The organism is Lysinibacillus zambalensis, assembly GCF_040183165.1.
Lineage (GTDB): Bacteria > Bacillota > Bacilli > Bacillales_A > Planococcaceae > Lysinibacillus > Lysinibacillus zambalensis.
The window spans coordinates 49998-72769 of record NZ_JBEGDG010000021.1; the positions used below are offsets into that span (position 1 = coordinate 49998).

At 37.4% G+C, this 22772-nt stretch carries 17 protein-coding genes; 8 read left to right on the forward strand and 9 right to left on the reverse strand.

Features of this window, described 5'->3' with window-relative positions:
- Together ABNX05_RS21065 and ABNX05_RS21070 are read left to right on the forward strand one after the other, a co-directional pair.
- Positions 1–564, forward strand: a complete 564-nt coding sequence (locus ABNX05_RS21065; protein ID WP_349661525.1) for a GNAT family N-acetyltransferase — start codon at positions 1–3, stop codon at positions 562–564.
- Positions 565–581: 17 nt separating this feature from the next.
- The gene (locus tag ABNX05_RS21070) at positions 582–1499 is read left to right on the forward strand and encodes an EamA family transporter (protein WP_349661506.1); all 918 of its coding nucleotides are present in this window, start codon (positions 582–584) and stop codon (positions 1497–1499) included.
- Positions 1500–1571: 72 nt separating this feature from the next.
- Here the strand turns inward: ABNX05_RS21070 and ABNX05_RS21075 are convergent, their stop codons facing one another.
- Together ABNX05_RS21075 and ABNX05_RS21080 are read right to left on the reverse strand one after the other, a co-directional pair.
- Positions 1572–4475, reverse strand: coding sequence for a leucine-rich repeat protein (locus ABNX05_RS21075; RefSeq protein WP_349661507.1), 2904 nt, complete (start codon positions 4473–4475; stop codon positions 1572–1574).
- Positions 4476–4958: 483 nt separating this feature from the next.
- Entirely contained in the window at positions 4959–6122 is a 1164-nt protein-coding gene (locus ABNX05_RS21080) for a transglutaminase-like domain-containing protein (RefSeq protein ID WP_349661508.1), read from the reverse strand.
- Between the two features lie 1007 nt (positions 6123–7129).
- On the opposite strand from ABNX05_RS21080, the gene ABNX05_RS21085 reads away from it, so the two are divergent.
- The 5 genes from ABNX05_RS21085 (at position 7130) to ABNX05_RS21105 (ending at position 13646) form a co-directional block, all read left to right on the forward strand.
- On the forward strand, positions 7130–8227 hold the full coding sequence (locus ABNX05_RS21085) for an extracellular solute-binding protein (RefSeq protein ID WP_349661509.1): 1098 nt from the start codon (positions 7130–7132) through the stop codon (positions 8225–8227).
- A gap of 128 nt (positions 8228–8355) precedes the next feature.
- Positions 8356–9426 carry an ABC transporter ATP-binding protein gene (locus ABNX05_RS21090; protein ID WP_349661510.1) on the forward strand — a complete coding sequence of 357 codons (1071 nt, stop codon included), beginning with the start codon at positions 8356–8358 and terminating at the stop codon, positions 9424–9426.
- 12 nt (positions 9427–9438) lie between these two features.
- Entirely contained in the window at positions 9439–11160 is a 1722-nt protein-coding gene (locus tag ABNX05_RS21095) for an ABC transporter permease (protein WP_349661511.1), read from the forward strand.
- 27 nt (positions 11161–11187) lie between these two features.
- Complete coding sequence (argH, locus tag ABNX05_RS21100; protein WP_349661512.1) at positions 11188–12702, forward strand: argininosuccinate lyase; 1515 nt, start codon at positions 11188–11190, stop codon at positions 12700–12702.
- Positions 12690–13646, forward strand: coding sequence for an N-acetylglucosamine kinase (locus ABNX05_RS21105; protein ID WP_349661513.1), 957 nt, complete (start codon positions 12690–12692; stop codon positions 13644–13646). Before argH ends, ABNX05_RS21105 begins: the two co-directional genes overlap by 13 nt.
- A 391-nt stretch (positions 13647–14037) precedes the next feature.
- Here the strand turns inward: ABNX05_RS21105 and ABNX05_RS21110 are convergent, their stop codons facing one another.
- The 4 genes from ABNX05_RS21110 to ABNX05_RS21125 all read right to left on the reverse strand — a co-directional run bounded on the left by ABNX05_RS21110 (position 14038) and on the right by ABNX05_RS21125 (position 17893).
- Positions 14038–15336, reverse strand: coding sequence for a transglutaminase domain-containing protein (locus ABNX05_RS21110; protein WP_349661514.1), 1299 nt, complete (start codon positions 15334–15336; stop codon positions 14038–14040).
- Positions 15337–15445: 109 nt separating this feature from the next.
- Complete coding sequence (locus ABNX05_RS21115; RefSeq protein WP_349661515.1) at positions 15446–16600, reverse strand: transglutaminase domain-containing protein; 1155 nt, start codon at positions 16598–16600, stop codon at positions 15446–15448.
- 247 nt (positions 16601–16847) lie between these two features.
- Positions 16848–17108, reverse strand: coding sequence for a metal-sensitive transcriptional regulator (locus ABNX05_RS21120; RefSeq protein ID WP_010857552.1), 261 nt, complete (start codon positions 17106–17108; stop codon positions 16848–16850).
- A gap of 74 nt (positions 17109–17182) precedes the next feature.
- Positions 17183–17893, reverse strand: coding sequence for a glycosyltransferase family 2 protein (locus tag ABNX05_RS21125; RefSeq protein ID WP_349661516.1), 711 nt, complete (start codon positions 17891–17893; stop codon positions 17183–17185).
- Between the two features lie 154 nt (positions 17894–18047).
- Between ABNX05_RS21125 and ABNX05_RS21130 the strand changes: the two genes are divergently transcribed.
- The gene (locus ABNX05_RS21130; protein ID WP_349661517.1) at positions 18048–19985 is read left to right on the forward strand and encodes a tetratricopeptide repeat protein; all 1938 of its coding nucleotides are present in this window, start codon (positions 18048–18050) and stop codon (positions 19983–19985) included.
- A 148-nt stretch (positions 19986–20133) separates the two neighbouring features.
- Here ABNX05_RS21130 and ABNX05_RS21135 read toward each other — a convergent pair whose 3' ends face one another.
- The 3 genes from ABNX05_RS21135 to ABNX05_RS21145 all read right to left on the reverse strand — a co-directional run bounded on the left by ABNX05_RS21135 (position 20134) and on the right by ABNX05_RS21145 (position 22656).
- Positions 20134–20538, reverse strand: coding sequence for a hypothetical protein (locus ABNX05_RS21135; RefSeq protein WP_349661518.1), 405 nt, complete (start codon positions 20536–20538; stop codon positions 20134–20136).
- Positions 20539–20614: 76 nt separating this feature from the next.
- A complete protein-coding gene (locus ABNX05_RS21140; RefSeq protein WP_349661526.1) occupies positions 20615–21985 on the reverse strand; it encodes a sensor histidine kinase in 1371 nt (456 codons plus the stop codon).
- Positions 21985–22656, reverse strand: coding sequence for a response regulator transcription factor (locus ABNX05_RS21145; protein WP_349661519.1), 672 nt, complete (start codon positions 22654–22656; stop codon positions 21985–21987). The genes ABNX05_RS21140 and ABNX05_RS21145 overlap by 1 nt, the downstream gene beginning before the upstream one ends.
- Positions 22657–22772 lie beyond the last annotated feature (116 nt).

Genomic DNA, 22772 nt, shown 5'->3' on the forward strand with positions numbered 1-22772 from the left:
ATGAGTATTACAATTCGACAAGCGCAACCACAGGATGCCCATGCCGTTATACCACTAATTATTGATGCGATTGGTGAAATTGCCAACCGTTTAACAGGAGAACAGACAACTAAAGCAGTAGAACAAGAACTTACTGTACTATTCAAGCGTGAGGATAATCGACATTCCTATTTAAATACTTATGTTGCTGTTGAGAATGAGCAAGTACTAGGAATTCTTGTTTACTATAATGGTGTCGAAGCCATTCAAATGGATGCAAATCTCGTAAAATGGCTTGAAGAAAAAAATGCGCCATCCGTCATCATCGATAAAGAAGCCCATGAAGATGAATATTATATTGATACTATTTGTGTATCACCAGCAGCACGTGGTAAAGGAATAGGAACATTATTACTACAATTCGCCTTAGAGGAAACGCAAAAACGAGGCTATTCAAAATTATCATTAAATGTTGAAACGGAAAAAGAGGACGCTCGTCGTCTTTATGAACGTATGGGCTTTGTTATTACAGAGCCATGGTCCATAATCGATGAACCATTTCATCATATGGTCAAGCAATTTTAGGAAGTGAAATAAAAAACATGAAAAAGAATTTAATTTATCCTCTATTGATTGTCATTGCTTCTAGTAGCTACGGAATACTATCGACAATTGTCAAAGTAGCTATGCAGCACGGCTTTACAACAGGAGAGGCAGTATCAAGTCAATATATTATTGGCTTTATGCTTGTTGCAACTATTTTTATAGTGACACAAAGACAATTACCGAAGCTTTCTAAAAAGGGACTGCTAATTTTAGTGTGCGCCGGGATACTTACCGGTACTACAGGGATTGTATACGGGGAATCATTAAAGTATCTTCCCGCATCTCTTGCAGTAGTCATGCTCTTCCAATTCACGTGGATCGGCTTATTAATAGATTGCGCACTTCATAAACGCTTACCAAGTCGGACTGAAGTGATTTCTATCATTGTATTATTTGCTGGAACTATTTTAGCGGCTGGTGTACTAAATGTAGATTTAAGCGGTATCGCTATTCAAGGCTGGCTTCTAGGTTTTGCTGCTGCCTTTACTTTTGCTTGCTTTATCCAATTTAACTCTCGCCACGTGGAGGGTATTACAACTACATCACGCGTGTTGATTGTTTCCTTTGTCGCCCTTATCATTATTAGTATTTTCCTAAACCCTGAAGTTCTTTGGAACGGCAAATTATTCACTGGTGGTTTATGGAAATTCGGACTAGCATTGGGACTCTTCGGTATTATTTTGCCGATCTATTTATTCTCTATAGCTGTCCCGAAAGTAGGAGGAGCCCTTGCTTCTATTTTAAGTGCTATCGAGTTACCCGTGGCTGTAACTGTTTCAGTTATTGTTTTACATGAACCTTTAACTCTTTTACAAATAGCGGGTATTATTTTGGTTATTCTAGGTATGATGCTACCGACAATACTTTCTCAGCGACGACAAAAGGATAAATCTTTAGAGCCTAATAGTAAGTAAATACTTTAATCTAAATTTTAAAGGGAGATGTATCATTTTTTTGATACACCTCCCTTATTTCTTTATTAACTTTTATAAACCGAGCGCTCTATACACGCACGCCGTAAATTCAGCGCGTGTTAAGTTATCATTTGGTCTAAAATTACCGTTTTCATCGCCTAATGCAATGTTATGGTCTACTAAAGCAGCAATATATCCACTCGCCCAGTGTGATGGATCGACATCCTTGAATGTACTATTGCCTTCTGGCGTTAAACCAAATGCAAGCACCAAAATTTTAGCCATTTCGGCACGTGTTATAGAAGCGTTTGGTCGAAATGCCCCGTTCGAACCATCCACGATACCTGCTTGTTGAAGTCGTGTAATTTGTTCATAATTCACATGACTTTTAGGGACATCCGAAAAGGATACAGCCTCTCGAACTGACGCTGGTTGTAACGCACGATCAATCATAAGCACTACGTGTTGACGTTGAATCACATCATTCGGTCGGAAAGTGCCATCTGGATAACCTATAATAATGCATCGCTTGGCAACTTCTTTAATCATATCTTGTGCCCAGTTTCGATCAATATCCTCGAAAGTAATGTCACAGCGCTTACTATCCTTCATCCATCGTGCATATAATGTTAAGTCTTCTGTAACGACATCTTTTGCAAAATCCCATGCTTTTGTGAATTTATCGTTTTTATACCAGCCGATAAATAGGTAGCCTTTCTTCTTCGGATTAGAAGGGGCTTTTACTAAAGCTTTATATGGCACTGTTTGCGATGGAATTTTACTGCCTCCATTTGACTCAAACGTAACTATATAGTCCTTTGTCCACTTCGCATACAACGTGATGTCTGCGGTTACTTTATCTTTTGCAAAGTCCCATGCATTGTTAAACTCTTTATCCTTATACCAGCCTTCAAATTGATAGCCTTCCTTCACCGGAGTAGCTGGGGCTTTCCCGAGGTCATTATAGCCAACCGTTTGTGACGGCACTTTACTTCCTCCATTAGAGTCAAAAATGACTTTATAGTTTGGCGAGCCTCCATCGGAACCTCCACCAGATCCCCCTCCCGACGTATGATCCTTTGTCCATTTCGCATACAACGTAACATTTTTAGTCACTGCGTCTTTTGTAAAATCCCACACGTCTGTTAGACCTTTGTCTTTATACCAACCCCCGAATGTGTATCCTGCTTTTACTGGAGTGGATGGGGCTTTTATTAATTCACCATATTCTACAGATTGGGATGGTACTTCGCTTCCTCCATTGGCTTCAAAAGTAACGATGTAGCTTGCTTTCGACCATTTAGCGTATAGCGTTATATCATTTTTCACGACATCATAGTCAAAATCCCATGCTTTTGTCAGCTCTTTGTCTTTATACCACCCTTCAAATGTATTGCCTGCTTTCACTGGAGGAGATGGTACTTTCGCTACTTCATCATATTCTACTGTTTGGGATGGTACTTCGCTTCCTCCATTGGCATCAAACTTGACAGTCAAGGGACTCCACTTAGCGTAAATAGTCATTGCTTTAGATACAGAATTACTCCAATTTATCGTATGATCTTCATCTTCAAACCACCCCAAAAAAGATTTCCCACTCTTATATTGAAATTCAAAAGGAGTTGGGTTAGCCCACTGGAATTCAGGTGCACCATGAAAGATTACAAAATCTAAATGATTAGAAGAAAATGCACGCTCTCCTATTGTAGTCACGCCTGGGGGTATTTCTATACTTGTTAAATGATTATTTGAAAATGCACTCATTTCTATTGTTGTCACACTTGAGGGTATTTCTATACTTGTTAATTGATTCTGATAAAATGCATAGCTTCCTATCGTTGTCACGCTTGAGGGTATTTCTATACTTGTTAATCGATTATGAGAAAATGCATAGCTTCCTATCGTTGTCACGCTTGGAGGTATTTCTACACTTGTTAATCGATTACCTGAAAATACATCACTTTCTATTGTTGTCATGCCTGAGGGTATTTCTATACTTGTTAATTGATTATTTGAAAATGCACCCATTTCTATTGTTGTAACACTTGAAGGTATTTTTATACTTGTTAATTGATTCTGAGAAAATGCATGGCTTCCTATCGTTGTCACGCTTGAGGGTATTTCTATACTTGTTAATTGATTCTGAAAAAATGCACTCGTTTCTATTGTTGTCACGCTTGAGGGTATTTCTATACTTATTAATCGATTCTGATAAAATGCATAGCCTCCTATTGTTGTCACGCTTGAGGGTATTTCTACACTTGTTAATCGATTATTTATAAATGCATGGCCTCCTATCGTTGTCACGCTTGAGGGTATTTCTACACTTGTTAATCGATTATAAGAAAATGCACCTGTTGCTATTGTTGCCATGCTTGAGGGTATTTCTATACTTGTTAATTGATTACTTGAAAATGCATAGATTCCTATCGTTGTCATGCTTGAGGGTATTTCTATACTTGTTAATTGATTATTTGAAAATGCAAACTTTCCTATCATTTTCACGCTTGACGGAATCGTTACATTTGTGAGCTGTTTGCCAGAAAATGCTTCGTCTCCTATTTCTATAACTGGTTTACCATTGATCTCACTAGGAATTACGATATCTGATTTATCACCTTGATATCCTATAATGACAACACTATTGCCTACATCATTTGTTATATAACCCTCCTCATTTTTCGTCTCGAGAATGGTACTATTATCCTCACTGTTTAACGGTCCCATTTCCTCTTCATCATTATTACTTGGAGAAGAAATATTATCATCACTATCATTTGGCAATATAGCTTCGTCTTCATTATCTGAAGTTACGGTTTCAGCTTCATTGTTAGGTGCTTCTCTCTCATTTTCATGTTCATTTGGCAATACAATATCATTCTCGGCATTACTTATTGCATAAACAGATAGACTACCTAATGACAATTGAGAGAACACTAAAATTATGGAAGCCAATAGCAAAAAGGCATTTTTCATTTTGCAATCTCCTTTCGACACATTTGGAAAGTGCACCTAATAAATAGATACCCTTTATTTAGCAGTTATAAACTTTATTAATATTAAAATATATTAATATCAATATTTAATTGTCTTAGAGCATTTTTTATAATCGAATTTATCTAAATTTCAACAAGTTAACCAAAGTAAATTACGATACATCACTCCAATTCTATTTTTTAAAAAACAAGTTATTTCCTTTTGGCACCCAAAAATATAACATTAATTTCAAAACAAAAAAAATCAATTTTTGTTGATTTTGAAACAAAACTTGATAATTTCAATTTTATAGAAATGAAGAGTTACAAATTCACATCTAAACTGATTTTAGATAAAAATCTATTTCTCTAGAAACGATTAAACGGCATAAACCCACTGGAACACAGGGTTTATGCCGTTTAAAGTATCTTTAGGATTTCCATTTTCTATTTGGTAGGGTTTTAAGATATGATATGTTTATTCTTAATTTAAAGTTGATAAAAGAGATAAAGTCATAAAATATAAAAAAATACTAAAAATAATGATACGTTCTTTTCTTAATATGAAACATAGAGTATACATAATAAACATCGACTTATAAGTTCCCTCTAAATAGAAGTTTGGAAAGATAAAATTTAATGCCATAGTTAGTAAAGCGATAATCAGGAAAAATTCTTTTGGGCGTTCTAAAAAACGCTTTATTCCATGTTCTCGTATTTTCCAAGTTCCAAATAAATGTGATGTATCTATCAATGGAAATAAATCATCGTTTTGTTCATATTTCACATATACAGGTTGTAAGTAAGGAGCACTTCCGTTAAGGGATTGCTGTCCCCAACAAAAAGGCTCCCCATTAATGAGAATGGGATTTAAAGTTAAGGCTTCTTCATCATTCTTATATTCCGGTAATAATTCTATTTCCGTATCTTTAGAAAAAACAACTCGTTGTCCTTCGGTTTTACCAAAGTATTTTTTCCAATGTAACGACTTTAAAGAACCATCAAAAAACCTAAATGGTCTTTTCTTTTGTATGTAGGCCATACTTGTATCGACCGAAATCCAACCTTCATCTTCTATAAAGAACTCGTTCCAAACATGGGCATTCATTTCCCCATATGCCCAGCTTCCAACTACTGTCCTTGCTGGTATTTCTAATACTCTACATAATGCGGTAAAGAGAAATGAAAATTCCCCACAATCGCCTTCTTTTACTTCGAGAAACGAGTTAACACCCCTACTACTTGGGGGATAAATATAGCGATAATTATCTACAATATAATAAAAAATAGCACGTGCTTTTTCATAATTATTTCCCTGTTTACTGGTAATTTCTTTTGCTAACCTTATTGTATCTGTATTTATTGGTGAAAGAACAGTATTTCTCAAATAAAAATTTCTTTCTGCATCCGTCAATGTCTTCTTTTCATTTTTAGCACTATATAATTCTATTTTATAATTAAGATGTAAGCTCTGATCTTTATTTAAAATGTAGTACCCTAGTTTCTCCCCTGTTGGAACCTTTGTAACTTGATCGGGCTTTACATTATTCTCGTTAAATTGAATAGCAGGAGGCATGATCATCCAAAGTTCTAGATTTTCACACAGTTCATTTCTATAAAGAAAATCAACTGTCACAGTTTTACTCATAGTTTTATCCTCTTTCATCCGTATATTAAAGTTAGTGAACTTAGTCCGATATTGTTATTCTTTAAATAAAATAACAATATTTACCTTAACCTTATATACAGCAGAAATCAAATGTAGAATACATAATTAAGATATAAAAGCAGGATCACCAGAAAACTTAAGAGAACTTATTACTCTCAAAATAAAAAAATCCATATATTCATCATAATATAGAACTTCTACATAATCAGATCAATTAAGTATAGTGCCTACAAAATCTACAATATCTAACCCTGGTATTTCATATGAATTTTCATCTCCAGCTGTACCGTTTTAGCATCTTCTATCATGGTCGTCTAAAACCCTAAGTGGCTTGCAACAATTGAGGTAAAAAGAAAGCAATATTCAATGTTAAATCCTATGATTAATAAACTAAACGTTCTATTCCTTTTTTTTGAAGATATTTATAAAGATTTTTATTACTAAATGCATTTGGATTTTTTTCGAACACGGAATATTCTTTTATATCCATTTGAATATCCTCATTAATATCATCATTTTCTACAATGTTTTTACAAATATAATCTCTTTTCCTTCTCGCTCAAATAAATCCACCAATATTTATCTATTATCCAGTACTTCTTTTTGATCTATAAAATCTAATATATAACTTTGAAAATCAATTTTTAGTAAGGCTTCTTTCATGAATTTCATCTCCAGTCATATAATTCGTTCCTTAAAGTTTAGAGATATTCTTGCTTTAAATCGTAGCATTCATTTCAAAATTACTAAAATCAATATTTGTTCACTTTTGAACATATTTTGATAATCTATTCTCAAAGTCCTCAAAATTGGAGCTTCTCGTTACTTTAAAGAGTTCTCGACATTAGTTAAGTACCATTGCTATCTAGTATTTACTTAGCTATGATAATTCCAATTATAATTTTTTAATTATTCTAACATTAATGTAAGGTCTCCGGATTATACTGCTATATGTAAGTTTTTCACTATTAGGGAGGGGGAAGATTATGCAGAAAACACGTATCTTCGGCTTTTTACTTGTGCTGATGGTTGTTGTCTTAGCTGCTTGTAGTAGTGATAAGACTTCTACAAAAGATGCAGCAACTAGCAAAACGTCCGATTCTGAAAAGACCGATGTGGCAGCTACGCCATCTGGAAAGCTTGTGATCTATACGGGGCGCGATGAAGAAATGGTGCAAAAGGTAATCGATCAATTTAATGAAAAGTACCCGGACATTGAAGTGGAATTTTTAACGATGGGTGCACAGCAAATTTTAGAACGCCTACGTGGTGAAAAGGCTAATCCTCAGGCTGATTTTTGGTGGGGCGGTACGCAATCTGCACTAACTGTCGGCGCCGATGAAGGTTTACTTCAGGCTTGGAAGCCTAGCTTTAGCGACTCTATTGATGCAGCTTATAAAGATGCAGATGGTCGTTGGTTTGGTGAAATGTTACTACCCGAAGTTATTATGATTAACAGTGATGTATTAAAGAAAGAAACGGGTCCACAGGATTGGGATGAATTATTAGATCCAAAGTGGAAGGATAAAATTTTAATTCGGGGTGTATTAGCATCTGGGACGATGCGCACTATTTACTCCTCTATGATTTTACGTCAAGGCGCAGATTCACCTGAGAAGGGCTACGATTGGTTATTAAAATTAGATGCTAACACGAAGGAATATACACAAGATCCAAATGCACTTTATTTAAAGATGACACGACAAGAAGGCAGCGTTTCTTTATGGAATTTGCAAGATATTTTATTAAAGAAATATACGACTGATTATCCGTTCGATTACATTTATCCGAAGAGTGGTGCACCGATTTTAGTTGATGGTGTTGGTGTTGTGAACAATGCGAAAAACTTAGAGAATGCAAAGCTCTTCACAGAATTCATATTTGAAAAAGGAATGGTGACTCAACTAGCCAACGATTACTATCAAATCCCTACTCGCTCAGATATCGATAAAGAGGCAATGCCTGAGTGGTATAAAGAATTAGATTTAAAAACTTTTGATATAGATTGGAAGCTCATGACTGAGAAAGAAGCTGAATGGATGGAGCATTGGGATAACAATATTAAAGGGCGCGGAAAAAAGTGACCAATTAACTTGTCCTATGGTTCTGAAATCTAAGACATCTACGAATATTGTTCATGTTTATAAGCCTCGAGTATATTTTGCTCGAGGCTTCATGCAACTAATTTTCTAACGAGAAAGGAGCATTTCAGTTGAAAAGTGTGAAAATAGAAAATGTCTCTAAGAAATTCGGTCACATTCACGGCGTAAAAGATTTAGATCTTCATATTAAATCTGGTGAATTTTTTACCTTCCTCGGTCCAAGTGGTTGTGGGAAAACGACAACACTAAGGATGATAGCCGGATTTTATTACCCAACGGAAGGAAAAATTCTTTTTGATGATTTTGATGTGACAAGGCTTCAACCTAATAAACGGAATATTGGTATGGTGTTTCAAAATTATGCCCTCTTTCCACATATGACGGTAGACGAAAATATCGCTTTTGGATTACAAGTACGGAAATTTTCAAAGGGAGAGATTAAGCAAAAAGTTGACCGTATTAGAGGGCTTGTCCATTTATCGCAATATGGTAATCGGAAAATTAATGAATTATCTGGTGGGCAGCAGCAACGAGTTGCATTAGCAAGGGCGCTTGTCATAGAGCCTGATATTTTATTATTAGACGAGCCCTTGTCGAATTTAGATGCTAAACTACGCGAAGAAACCCGCGTAGAAATAAAACGTATTCAATCCGAGCTCGGTGTTACAACCATCTATGTTACGCATGATCAAATGGAAGCTATGTCTATGTCAGATCGGATAATGGTCATGGAGAATGGGCACGTCAGACAAATCGGTACACCACTAGAAATTTATAATCGACCTTCAAACCGCTTCGTAGCAGATTTTATTGGTGAGACGAACTTAATTGAGGCGACAATCGATGCTATTAACGGTAACGATATACAAGTAAAAACGGCGAGTGGACTTGTTCTCATTGGGCGAAAACAACAAAGCTCCCCCGCTTTAACGCATATGATTGGATACAAAGTGTTTATTTCTATTCGTCCTGAATCTATTCATGAAGGTACTGGTGAAAACACATTAACAGGTAAAATCGCTTTTGTTGAATTTACAGGAATTAGTGTGAACTACATTGTAGAATGTCTAGATTTTTCACTAAAAGTAATGATTATTAATATGAATGGTCAATTCAAAAAAATTGGTGAAGAAATTACTCTAACTATAGCCCAAGATTCACTGTATTTTTTAGGAGAATAGGAGGGTACTAACATGGAAAAAACACACGACAGTTCTTCTGAAGGAAATGCATGGACACGTCTAACTAGCTCGAACTGGTTTGTCTATATTTTAGTGGCACCTTTATTTTTAGTGTTGTTTGCCTATGTAGTATACCCGTTCTATCAAACGTTTAAAGAGAGCTTTTCAGGTGATGATGCACTCTCTAATTATAAAAATTTCTTTAATATAGCTAGCCCAGCAAATATAGAGGCATTGTGGACTAGTATATATATATCCGCTATCAGTGTTATTTGTTGTGCGATCGTCGGTGTAACTATGGCATTTCTTCTGGAACGCTATAATTTCCCAGGTAGACGGATACTCTCTGTTTTAGTATTGGTACCTATGGCTCTTCCTCCGTTAGTAGGTGTACTGTCCTTTACTTTTTTGTATGGAGACAGTGGTATTTTCCCACGTGCGTTTCAACACCTATTTGGTTTAGAGCAAGTACCCTTTTCATTAAAAGGCATATGGGGGGTTATCGTAGTACATACATTCACTATGTACACTTACTTCTACTTAACCGCCTCAGCAGCTATAAAAGGTCTTGATCCAGCTTTAGAAGAAGCCGCTACTAGTTTAGGTGCCGGGCGTATTCGGGTATGGACAAAGGTTATTTTGCCCATGTTAACACCTTCGATTGTTGCCTCCTCCTTACTCGTCTTTATGATATCTATGGCATCCTACACGGCACCTTTAATGTTCGGTGTCGAACGTACTATGACCATGCAAATCTATTTATCTCGTACGAATGGGAATTTAGATATGGCAGCGACACAATCTATGATTTTATCCTTTGTATCCATTACCTTTTTAATTGTGATGCGCTGGTATCAAAACCGTCGAAATTATCAAAACCTCAGTAAAGGGATTAGTGTTCACCGTTCTGAAGTGTCTTCAAGAGGCATGAAAATTATAGCGACTATTGCATCTTTCATAGGAACATTAATTTTAATTTTCCCGATTTTAGTGCTTATTTTAATTTCATTTTCCGTTGATGGTGCATGGAAAACGCAAATTCTCCCAACAGACTATACATTAGATCATTATCAAGCACTTTTTACAGATGAACGGACGTGGCGACCGATTTGGAACTCCATTCAAATGGGGATTGTTGCAACATTCGGTAACATCCTTTTCGGTGTTGCAGCAGCCTATGCAATGGGTCGCTTAAACTTTAAAGGTAAAACATTACTTGATATTTTAATTATGGTTCCTTGGGCATTGCCAGGAACGGTTGTAGCTGTCAATTTGATTGCAGCCTTTAGTACAGAAAATATATTCGCCTTTAATCAAGTTCTTGTCGGGACGTTCTGGATCTTGCCGTTAGCTTATTTTATTAGGCATTTACCTCTTGTTTTCCGATCGACATCGGCATCACTTGTTCAATTAGATCAATCTATCGAAGAAGCGTCACGGAGTTTAGGTGCAACATGGTGGTATTCATTTAGACGTATTGTACTTCCCCTTACATTTACAGGCATTTTGGCAGGTACGTTACTAGCACTTGTTCAAAGCTTTGGCGAATTCGTTGCGTCCATTCTTATTTACAGTACGTCGACCATCCCTTTATCAGTGGCGATCTTCCAAAAACTATATTCGTTTAAATTTGGAACTGCTTGTGCATATGGCGTCTTACAAATTTGTTTAATTTTAATTGTGCTTATTATTTCTGAGAAGTTATCTAAAGGCAGTGCTGGTTCGGCCATATAACTGCTAATCTAATAGGAGGCAATTCATATGTTTGAAGATTTTCGCAACAAAACACAGCAAGAAGATGGGATGATCTTCCCTTCTAATATTTATCGTAAAATTGTCTTACAGCCAGCTTACGATGAAGCCAAGAAAAACTTTTTAACAATTATTCTACAAATCAATATTGCACACTTAAAAATGTTAGAAGAACAGGGACTAGTAAAAAAAGAAGAAGCTAAAGAAATCGGAATCGCTCTAAAGAAACTAGATTTGAACTATTATCGTATAGAGGATTACAGCCCACTATATGAGGATTTGTTTTTCCGCATCGAAAATAAATTAATAGAGCTAGCTGGCGATGTTGCTGGAAATCTTCACATTGGGAGAAGTCGTAATGATATGGGCATTGCCATCTATCGAATGACTTTAAGAAAAAAATTGTTATTGCTTATGCGAGAATTATTGACATTACGGGATGATTTAATCGCTGCTGCTGAGGAGCACGTTGATACGATTATGATTGGCTATACACATACGCAGCAGGCACAGCCAACAACTTTTGCTCATTATTTGAAGGCTGTCATCGATCAACTTGAACGCGATTTTGAACGTTTACAGCATGTCTACAAAACAGTGAATCGCAGTAGTATGGGAGCAGCAGCATTAACGACAACTGGCTTCAATATTAATCGAGAGCGCATGCGTGAGTTATTGGCCTTCGATGATATTATCGAGAATGCGTGGGATGCTGTTGCTGGTGCGGATTATATCGCAGAGGCAGCGAGTATCGTTCAGCTTGCGGCACTTAATCTTGGCCGTACATCCCAGGATTTTCTACTATGGGCTACACAGGAATTCAATGCATTTACGTTGGCGAGCCCGTACGTACAAGTTAGCTCGATCATGCCACAAAAACGCAATCCTGTTTCAATAGAGCATACACGTTCATTGTTATCAGCGGTTGTCGGTGACGCTAGTACAGTATTACAGATGGTACATAATACACCTTTTGGAGATATTGTAGACACAGAAGATGATATGCAACCATATTTATGGCGCGCCATCGACCGTTTAATAGGTATTTACGAACTATTTGGTTCGCTTGTTGTGACGATGGATGTGAACAAGAAAAAACTAAGAAATCGAGCTGAAAATAGCTTTGCCAATGTAACAGAGCTTGCCGATACGCTAGTGCGTTCTGAAGGAATTTCCTTCCGCCAAGCACATAGTATTGTTAGTAAATGTATTAAGGTCTTGCTCTCTCATGGCGAGGAATCTCTAGCAAGCCTTACGTGGGGGCTAGCAAACACACAATCCAAATTGATTACTGGTAAGCCATTAAAAATTTCTGAAGAAGATTTTTATAACACATTAAAACCAGAAACTTTCGTTGCTGTACGTACATTACTTGGGGGTCCAGCGCCCGTAACGATGAAAGAATCTCTTGAGCGCTCCAAGGCAAATTCTCATAACCTTAATGAGTGGGTCCGTTTGAAGGAGTCTAAAATCATTGAGGCAGAGAAACAATTAACAGTCTTTATCGAGGGATGGAATCAATGATGGGATGGCTACTTATTATTGACGGTGGTGCTACAAAAACGGCATGTGCGCTCGTACATGCCGAGTCTGGTGAAATAATCTATACAACATCAACAAGTGGCTCGAATTATCAAGCAATCGGTGCTGAATCTGCTACAGAAATAGTGCAAGCGTTATTAGCAAATGTGCAGGACTTTTTGCAAAAGCAAGCTGACTCCACTATTGCTGTAGCTACCTTTGCAATGGCTGGGATTGATTCTCCCAAAGATCATGAAATCGTATCAGCAATCATTCATAACGCCTTATCAGCATTACAGCTTAAAATAGATACGCTTATTATAGAAAATGATGCGCAAGCCACTTTACTTGGCGTTACTGCTGGACAGGCAGGCGCGTTACTCATCGCTGGAACAGGAGCTATCGCTTACGCATTTACCGGTACACAAATAGTACGTGCAGGTGGCTGGGGACATCGTGCTGGAGATGAAGGCAGTGGCTATTGGCTAGGGCAAGAAGTAATACGCGCCATTTTCCGCATGGAAGACGGGCGCGGTGAGCCGACTCTACTAAAAAGTGCTGTCTATAATCACTTACGGATCCAAGATGTTACAGAGTTAGCTACATGGCTGTTTCACCCATCTTACACGAACGCGCAGCTTGCAAAAATGGGGGCATTTTTAGCAGATGCCGTGGACAAAAAGGATCCATGTGCCATCCAAATATCAATGCGTGCAGCTCATGAACTAGCGCTCCTTGCATGTGCTGTGTTGAAAAAAATCGACTATCAAGGCGACGCTTTTAGCCTTTATTGTAATGGTGGTGCCATTAAGCATAATCCATTAATTTTTAAAACTTTTTCTCAGGAAATGAAATCGATGTATCCGCAAATTGAAGTTTCTCTGTGTCAGCATCCACCAATCCATTATCTTATAGAACGAACAAAAAAGGCCTATGACAATCTGTAATGTCATAGGCCTTTCATGTTGTTGAAAACTATTATGTTCAATGAAATCAAGGTGTCTAAAATATATGAGTGACATACTAGATGATACACTCTATGTGTAGTGGTTGATTGGAGTGGAGACTGGGCGACTCCTTGGGGATTAGCAATAGAGGAACGAAGGCTAAAAGCATCACATCCTGTGATAACGCCTTCGTGACCAACTTCATGTTGGCCCAAGCGGCTCATCGGACGCCCCCAGGAAGCTTTGCTCTGTGCGAAAGCGAAGCGGCAGCAACAAAGCGCCCAGTCGGAACGGAAATCAACCTCTCGTTTTGCAGAAGAGTCATTCTTTATTTAACCTCAAAGTTATAGGCCCTTTATTTTTGGCAAATTAATCGTTTTCGTTGATCAAGTTAAAGCGCCATTTTTTTCAGTTCATTTGTCGTGAAATATAAATAGTTGTCCTTCACAAATAAATCCTTCGTTTCTTCCCGATTTAATATTTGTTCTCCGCTTCCATCCGGACGAATCTTCGTTAAATACGCTCCTTGTGAATAATTACTAAAATATAGCCAACCATCCGCATAAACAACGTACTGTGCGCGTGAATTGGAAACGCGTTTCGATTTACCTGTTTCTAAATCAAGCACGTACAATTTATTATTATCAGAAACATTACTATAAAATATTTGTTGCCCTACCTTTGCAGCGAAATCTACATTGTGAAAGTAGTTATACTTTGTACTAGTTGCTTTCGGGTAGTCTTCAGCAATCCACGTATGGTCTTTTGCCATCGTTCGATCATCCACTAAAAAATACTGATAACGCACTGCCCCTTTACGATCAGGTACTGGATCATTCCATGTAGTATCGAGGTGGTACCATTGTCCATTCAGCTTTACTAAATTCCAAGCATGTCCTTCCTGTCCGACATAGCCTACTATATATTTTGTTTCTATACCTAGTTTTTGTAACATCGAATGAGCCAGCAATGCATAGCCCTGACAAACGCCACCATGTTCCGCAAGCACTGTGTAAGCACTATGTGGACTTGAATTCGTTTGATCCGTATACGCGGTATTGGCAACGATATAATCATTGACAGCCCTAACCTTTTCTACATCACTTAATGATTGTTTATCAATAGAAGCTACGACCTCTTGAACATTCATTTCAACATATCCGGACTGCTCTGGTGTCATTAAATAACTTTGCTCCCCAAATACTTTGGCTGTTCTTCCTCCATATTCAAAACGAATTGAGTGTTTACTAATATGGCCGTATACATAATCATCTCTTTTAATAGCATTTTCATAAGCTTCTTCCACTACCTGTTCAATTCGTTGTGTATTGCCTTTATATTGAATCTCAAACGTAGGTGAAAAACTACTGTAGTACGCATACATCGCATCAGCCATTTCCTTTGCATTTGTTACAACTAACTTTGCTTCAGGTTTTTTGACTGCAGGAGCTGTAACGGCTACTCCTTCTTCTGGTTTGTCTTCTATAGGTGGTGTGGCCGTTTCAATGGAGGTATTCTCTGAAAGTTTAGCAGTAACGTCTATGATTTTTTCCTTTGTTGAAAGAAGCATCGTTTCTATCTCATCATTATTGGCCCAAGTTATTACTTGTTGTACAACTGCCTTACCAGCCGTATAAATGGGGTCAATAAAAATAATGATTATTACGATCATGGCTAACTTTTTCCACAAAATCCTCACCTCCAACCGGTTTCCTGTATTCATTATATACAAAAAAAGCACAAAGAACTCAGTTGGAGGCCCTTTTGTGCTTTCATTTTATCAATAGATAAGGATATTCTTATTTAATTTTAAGTTTCTGTTCATTTCCCTTAACATTATAAACTAAAAAATTATCATTAATTCTTAAATCTGTAACTGCTTGTTTCACGAGCACTTCAGTTTTTAATGTTTTTAGATTTAATTTCGTTAAGTAACCGCTGTTACTGTAATCACTGAAATATAAAAAGTCATCTGCTCCAGTAATATACAAGGCACGTTTATCAATGACCTTTGTTTTCTTACCACTTGCTAGATCAAGCTTATACAATTTATCTTTATCGGCTGTATTACTAAAGTATAGCGTATTTTTATCCTGATATGCAAAATGAACATTTAGCATATAGTTATATTTTGTACTTGTTGCAGCTGGATAATTTGATGCTATCCATTTATGATCTTTCTTTAGTTGTGCATCTGTTACTAAAAAATAATCGTACGAGGAAGCCCCGAAACGATTTGGTAATGGATCGTTCCATGTTGTATCTAAATGATACCACTGACCATCAACCTTTACTAAATTCCATGCATGTGCCACGTTACCATTAACAGTACCAACAACATACTTTGCATCGAATCCAGCTTGATCCAACATTTTATAAGCTGCTAACGCATAACCCTGACACACAGCTTGTCCTTCCATTAACAATGCATAAGCACTATGGGGACTAGCCTTTGTTTTTGTACCATATGTAGCATTTGACACGATATAATCATTAATCGCTTTTACTTTTTCAAACTCTGTCATCGAAGGCTTAATAATCGCTTTTAATAATTGATCAACCTTTTTTTGCACCGCCGCTTCTTGCGTTTGGTTTGTCAAATACTTCACTTTAAACGTTACATTGCCTGTTGAGTCTGCAGAAATATTGGTACTTTCCATATGACCACCCGCATAGACCGCTTGCTCCTGTGCTTTTTTAAAGGACTCCATAAAATTCTTTTTGAAATCTGTCATTGGTCCACTATATGTAATGTTAATTTCGGGAGCGAAATTATTTAATTGCTTTACGATTTCTGTTGTGAATTGATCCCAAGTCGTTACGTTAGTACTAGCTACTACATGATAAGCACTCACCGGGGAAGTATTTACTGAACGAGCGTCTGCCTGTTGAGCATAAGCTGCTGTTGGACTTAACATCAGCAATGCTGCTCCGCCTATCAACCATTTTTTCACAATAAATCACCTTCCCATTTGTTATATTCTTGTAATTAGAATAACAGAGAAAGTGACTGCGAATCTATCGGACAAGTTCACTAACTGTGACTTTTAACTGTATAACCAATAAACATCGCATAGGTATAAACTCCCTTTAATAAAAAATAAGTATCGAATTAAACTATATTTTTGTACAAAAATAAAAACTCACCTATTTTTAGTGAGTTTTCTAAGCCATTTTCTATCGAGTTGGCTTCTCTTTATGTTAACGACTTTTTACTACTAAATTAACTGCCTCTTGAATAACTTCATTCATTTTCTCGCCATCGCCTTCAGCATTTTGTACACATTCTAAAAGATTCGTGCTAACAATGACACCAACTGTACGATCTACTGCTGAACGTACAGCCGATAATTGAGTAATGACTGCCTTACAGTCCTTTTCTTCTTCCATCATTTTTAAGATCCCACGTAGCTGGCCTTCCATGCGCTTTACACGATTTTTCACTTGATCTGAATATTCCATCATCATTGCTCCTTCTTTCTATACTCGCTACGCTCTTGAGTAATTATTATCCTATTACAAAATTTAACATGTAGCTATTTTTCCCTTGGTTTTAAATAATTCATAAGCATGGTAGCAATAATTGACCCTGCATTTGTTATTTCATCATACTGTATCACTGTATTTTTCTTTATTCGTAACTGACCTATCTCCACCTCAAAAATTGGACACTTTCTTTTAAGCGCAGCGACTAGCATATTTGTGTCGTAGTCATATCGTTCACCTTTTACTTTCATCAGCCACGGTAGTTCCTTTATAGAAATAAACCGCAAACCTGTTTGGGTATCCACTAACCTTCTATGGTAAAGGATTTCAAAAAACAAACTTGTTGCACGATTACCCCAGTAGGATAAAAGGTTACTGTCCGCCGAATGGAAGTTACGTACTCCTAACACAATTCCTTCAGAAAATACCTTTGTCATCGTTAAAACGAGCTTTACATCTTGTAAAGTATGTTGCCCATGAGCACCTACTGTAATGACACCTTGAAACATGCTTCTTTGCGACCTTACATAAGCAAAGGCTGTTTTTAGTGCGCCTCCCTTACCAATATTGTGGTCATGCTCTAGTACTTGACAGCAATCAATCTTTTTTAACTCTTCAAATACATATGCATATTTTTGATCGCTACCATCATTGACAATAATAATTTGGCTAATGGTGGTGGCTAATAATTGATGGACATAGGTTATAAGTGACTGTTGTGGATTATAGGCTGGTATAATTGCTGCAATATTTTTCATCATCTCTATCCCCCGGATAACATGAAACTTTGACAGATGTACTTTTTTAATCGCTACTTCAAACCTCGACGAGTCTCCTTATAAAACATAGTATCATGTAACGAGGACAATTCAACAATAACGGTATTTTCCCGATATATGAAAAAAGAGGACTTTTATGAAAGAGGTGAGTGCTATCGTCATTCAATATGATATTCTCCAAGATCAATGTAAGAAACTAAAAGCTTTGTCCTTCATTAAATTGGCTAAAAATTTACAGGATGCTAGCTCTCTCGCCACGTCAAAGCCAGCTCTATCTTTACAAAAATCACTCCTTGTACTGGAGGAAATTTTATATGAACTTTATAAACTAGAAATGGATTCAGAACCAAAGCTAAAAAACATTCGGTCATTACTCAATAATCGTAGCTTTGTTACAAAAATCCATCCACGTCGCATTTATTTACTAATGAATCTTGTAAACAAAATGGCTTCTAGTAATAGTAGTGAAATTGTGGAAGCAAAGGTCGCAAAGATTGTTCTTGATTATATAAGTGATATTGTAGAATGGTTTATTAAACGCTATGACCTTAGCGTAAAGTCAAAGATGATTCGCTTAGCCCCTAGTTTTGAAAATATAACATCAGTTTTTGATGTAAATATGCTTCTTCAAGATAATCAATCAACTGAGGCCTATAAAAATGCCGCAAACTGGTTTGAGCTTGCGGCAAAACAAGGGAATGCAAGTGCTCAATATAATTTAGGTGCTCTTTATAATCAAGGTCGTGGTGTTAAGAAAGATTATGCAGTTGCAAAAATGTGGTATGAACGTGCCGCTGCTCAAAATGATGCAAATGCACTTTATAGCTTAGGCGTGCTTTATCATTTAGGACATGGTGTTGTACAAGACTATGAAGAAGCCACTCGCTATTATAAAGCTGCTGCGGATTTAGAAAACGCAGATGCACAGTACAATCTAGGAGTTTTATACAATCAGGGACTTGGTACGCCACAAAACTTTGCAGAGGCAGCAAAATGGTACATGCTAGCAGCCAATCAAGGGAATACAAGTGCTCAAAATAACCTTGGATTCCTTTATCACAACGGAACTGGCGTTGAGCAAAGCTATGAGGAAGCTATAGCCTATTTTGAAATGGCCGCATTAGCTGGTGATGCAAGTTCTCAGTATAATCTTGGCTATATGTACCTTAAAGGTCGTGGTATCTCACAAAATTTTGAAGAAGCTGCGCAATGGTTCCATTTAGCTGCACTTCAAGACCATACTAATGCGGAATTTCAATTGGCAATGCTATATAACACTGGTCAAGGTATTCCTCAGGATCGTATAGAGGCTATAAAATGGTTTAAGCTCGCTGCACATAAAGGACACTTAAATGCTCAATACTGCCTCGGTGTACTCTATGTCAAAGAAAACGATATATCTTTAGCTGAAAAATGGTTACAATTAGCCACTAACACTGGACATATAAGTGCAGGATTTGAGCTTGGACATATTTACGTATACCAACTTCAGCAACCAGAAAAAGCGCTCCCTTACTTCAAAGCTGCCGCTGAAAAGGGGTATGCGGATGCTCAGTACGAGCTCGGATTATTATATGAAGCTAACTTGAATTATGATGAAGCAGTGAAATGGTGGAGAGCCGCTACTGATCAGTCCCATATTCAGGCTGAATATCAATTAGGGTTATTATATGAGCATGGATTGGGGATCGAGCAGGACTTAGAAGAGGCAAGGCGCTGCTATCGACTAGCTGCCATCCAAGGGCATTCAGGTGCTCAATATCAGCTCGGTAATTTATTTGATAAGGGAAAAGGTGTCGCACAGGATTATACAGAGGCAGCAAAATGGATTGAACAAGCTGCCGCTCAGGGGCATGCCAAAGCACAATATCAATTAGCTCAAATGCACAGTCATGGACAAGGGGTACCAAAGGATTTTGCGAAAGCAGCCCAGCTGTATCGACTTGCTGCCAATCAAGGGCATCAAAAAGCACAATTCCAGCTCGGTATGCTTTACAAAAAAGGACATGGTGTCGCTCAAGACTATACCGAGGCAACAAAATGGCTTAAGAAGTCTCTTGAAAATATAAAGTAAAAGAACCCATCACCATAAAGTAGGGTTGATTTCCGTATGGCATATGTTTCAAAAAAATATCATATCAAACCTTTTGTAATAGGCCAATTAAAGCCGTTCTTCCAAAAAAATACCGTGCCACCTCATAAAGACAGTGACACGGTATTTTTTAGCTTTTCATTTCTTCTTTTAGATTCACCATAAATGTTACAACGATAAATAAAGCAAAGCTAATTAATAGCGTTGTCCCACCTATGATAAAGAAAATTAATGTAAATGTACTGCTAAAATGAAATGGATTTATATTGTAGAACCACATGCCTAGTGTTAAACCAAAAACTCCGAGAATAGCCGTCCAACAATGTGCTGTTACTAATTTTTGCGATTTCACTTTAAAAGCTCGATAGAAAATGCCCCATGCAAACATACTTAACCAACCTACGAGCAAAATATGTGCATGTATCGGTCTATATTCATAACTACCTGAGGCAGAAATATGTGAGCCTAGATACGTTCCCAATAAGCCAAAAATCGCAGCAAGACGAATAAGGCGTATACTCCATTTTAGTTCCATACAATAACTCCCCCTAAGTTTTTTCAACTTAGTCAGCAGTTTATCTCGTGAACATGAACTTTACATGAACTCCTCATTACAATTTTGGTAAGTGAACACGGACCTTTGTGCCGGAATTCATAACACTTTCCATATGAACCGTTCCCCCATGTAGCTCAGCAATTTGCTTCACGATGGCTAGTCCAAGCCCAGTACCTTGCTTTGTTCTGGACTCATCTACTCGATAAAAACGATCAAATGCCTTTTGTAATTGTTCAGCAGTCAATCCTATGCCACTGTCCTTAATAAGTACTTCAATTGAGGTTGAGAATTCTTGCAAGTGAATATGAATTTCTCCACCTTCGACATTATATTTAATAGCGTTCGTCAATAAATTATCCCAAACATTTTGCAATAGCCCAGCATCACCATTACATGTTACTGGTTCAAGCTGATACGATAATTGTACATTTGCGTCTTCAAGCTGCCAGCGGTATTTTCTTACGGTTTCCTTTAATTGCTCATCTAATCGATAAGGCTCACGCTTTAACAACCTTGTAGATTGATCGAGTGATGTTAGTAAAAGTAATTGCTTAGTTAATGTCGACAGACGCTTCGTTTCTAGTTCAATAATCGTTGTATATTCCTGCCTCTCCTTGTCGGTAAGTGACGGATTCTTTAGTAAATCTACATAGCCTTGAATATTCAACAACGGCGACTGAAAATCATGGGACACATTACTAATAAACTCTTTACGTATTCGATCATTTTCCTGTAATTTTTCTGTCATGACATTAAAACTATCTGCTAATTGTCCAATTTCATCAGCTCGCTCTATATCTAGTAGCGTATCGAATTTCTCATGTGCAAGCTGATGTGTTGCCTCGGTAAGTTGTGTAATAGGTCGAATTAGTGCCTTAGCAAAAAGTAGCATTGCCAACAGACTAAGTACTGTCATCGCTAGAATAAGTCCACCAAGTATCGTATGAACCTCAGAAAACAACAAGCGAATATCAGGTCTAATGAACAATGCATACTGCTTATTTTCATAAGTAAATGGCACACCTATCGTATTTATTAACTCATTCGCAAAAAAGCCTGTCACAAAAGTCTCTTTAGGAAAATCACGCATACCATGATAAATTCCCCCATTTAAAACCTGCTCGACTGTTTTGGGCGGTAGTGCTTTATCACGATACTTACCGCCGAAAAAATGTCCTTCGTCACCGGTTGTTACATAAATCTGATAACCTATTTCCCCAAGAGTTGTTAAATAATTTTCTAAATCGCTAGGCTTTGACGACTCAATGTATTTCGCAATATCTTGCGCAATCTTCACGTTTTTCGCATCGTTTTTTTCCTTTACAACTTGATGATAATAAATATTTGTCGCTAAGAAGCCGATACACAAGCTGCCGATCATAACGAGCATCGTCGTGACAACAAATTTACTATATAACGTTTTCATCATGCAATAACCTCTATCTTATAGCCAACACCACGCACCGTCGTAATCTCAACACCTGTTTCATAACGATGCAGCCGCTCACGAATCCGCTTCACATGCGTATTTAAAGTCTGCTCATCTCCATCATAGTCATAGCCCCACACTTGCTCCATAATAAAACTACGTGTAAACACCTGATTCGGTCGGGAAGCTAATAAAGCCAATAGTTCAAACTCCTTTAAAGGCAGAACAAGTGTATCTTCCCCAATGACCACCTCAAAGCTACGACGATCAATAACTAGCCGGCCCACCTGGATGCTTATCTGATTTTTCTTATCTAATCTACGCAATATCGCTCCTATGCGAAACAGCAATTCTTTAGGTTCAAACGGCTTTACAACATAGTCATCTGAGCCTGCCAAAAAACCTCGTTCCTTGTCCTCAAGCTCGCCTTTTGCTGTTAATAACAGTACAGGAATATCGTAGTCCTGGCTCAATTTCTTAGTTAATGTAAAACCATCCATACCTGGCATCATGACATCTACAACAGCCAAATCAGGCAAGTTTCCCTCAAGTAGTTGAAGTGCCTGTTGTCCGTTTTCCGCTTGTATCACCTGATAGCCCTCTTTTGTCAGATAAATATTTACTAGCTGTAAAATATGTACATCATCATCTACAACGAGAATTTTCATTCAAGCTTCCCCCCATCCGACTTGTTTCCGGTACACTACTTTAACAAAAAATCCGCTCCATTCCGTGTGGACGATCTACAAATGCAATGATCGCTGTCTCGCGGGAGTGTAGCGAA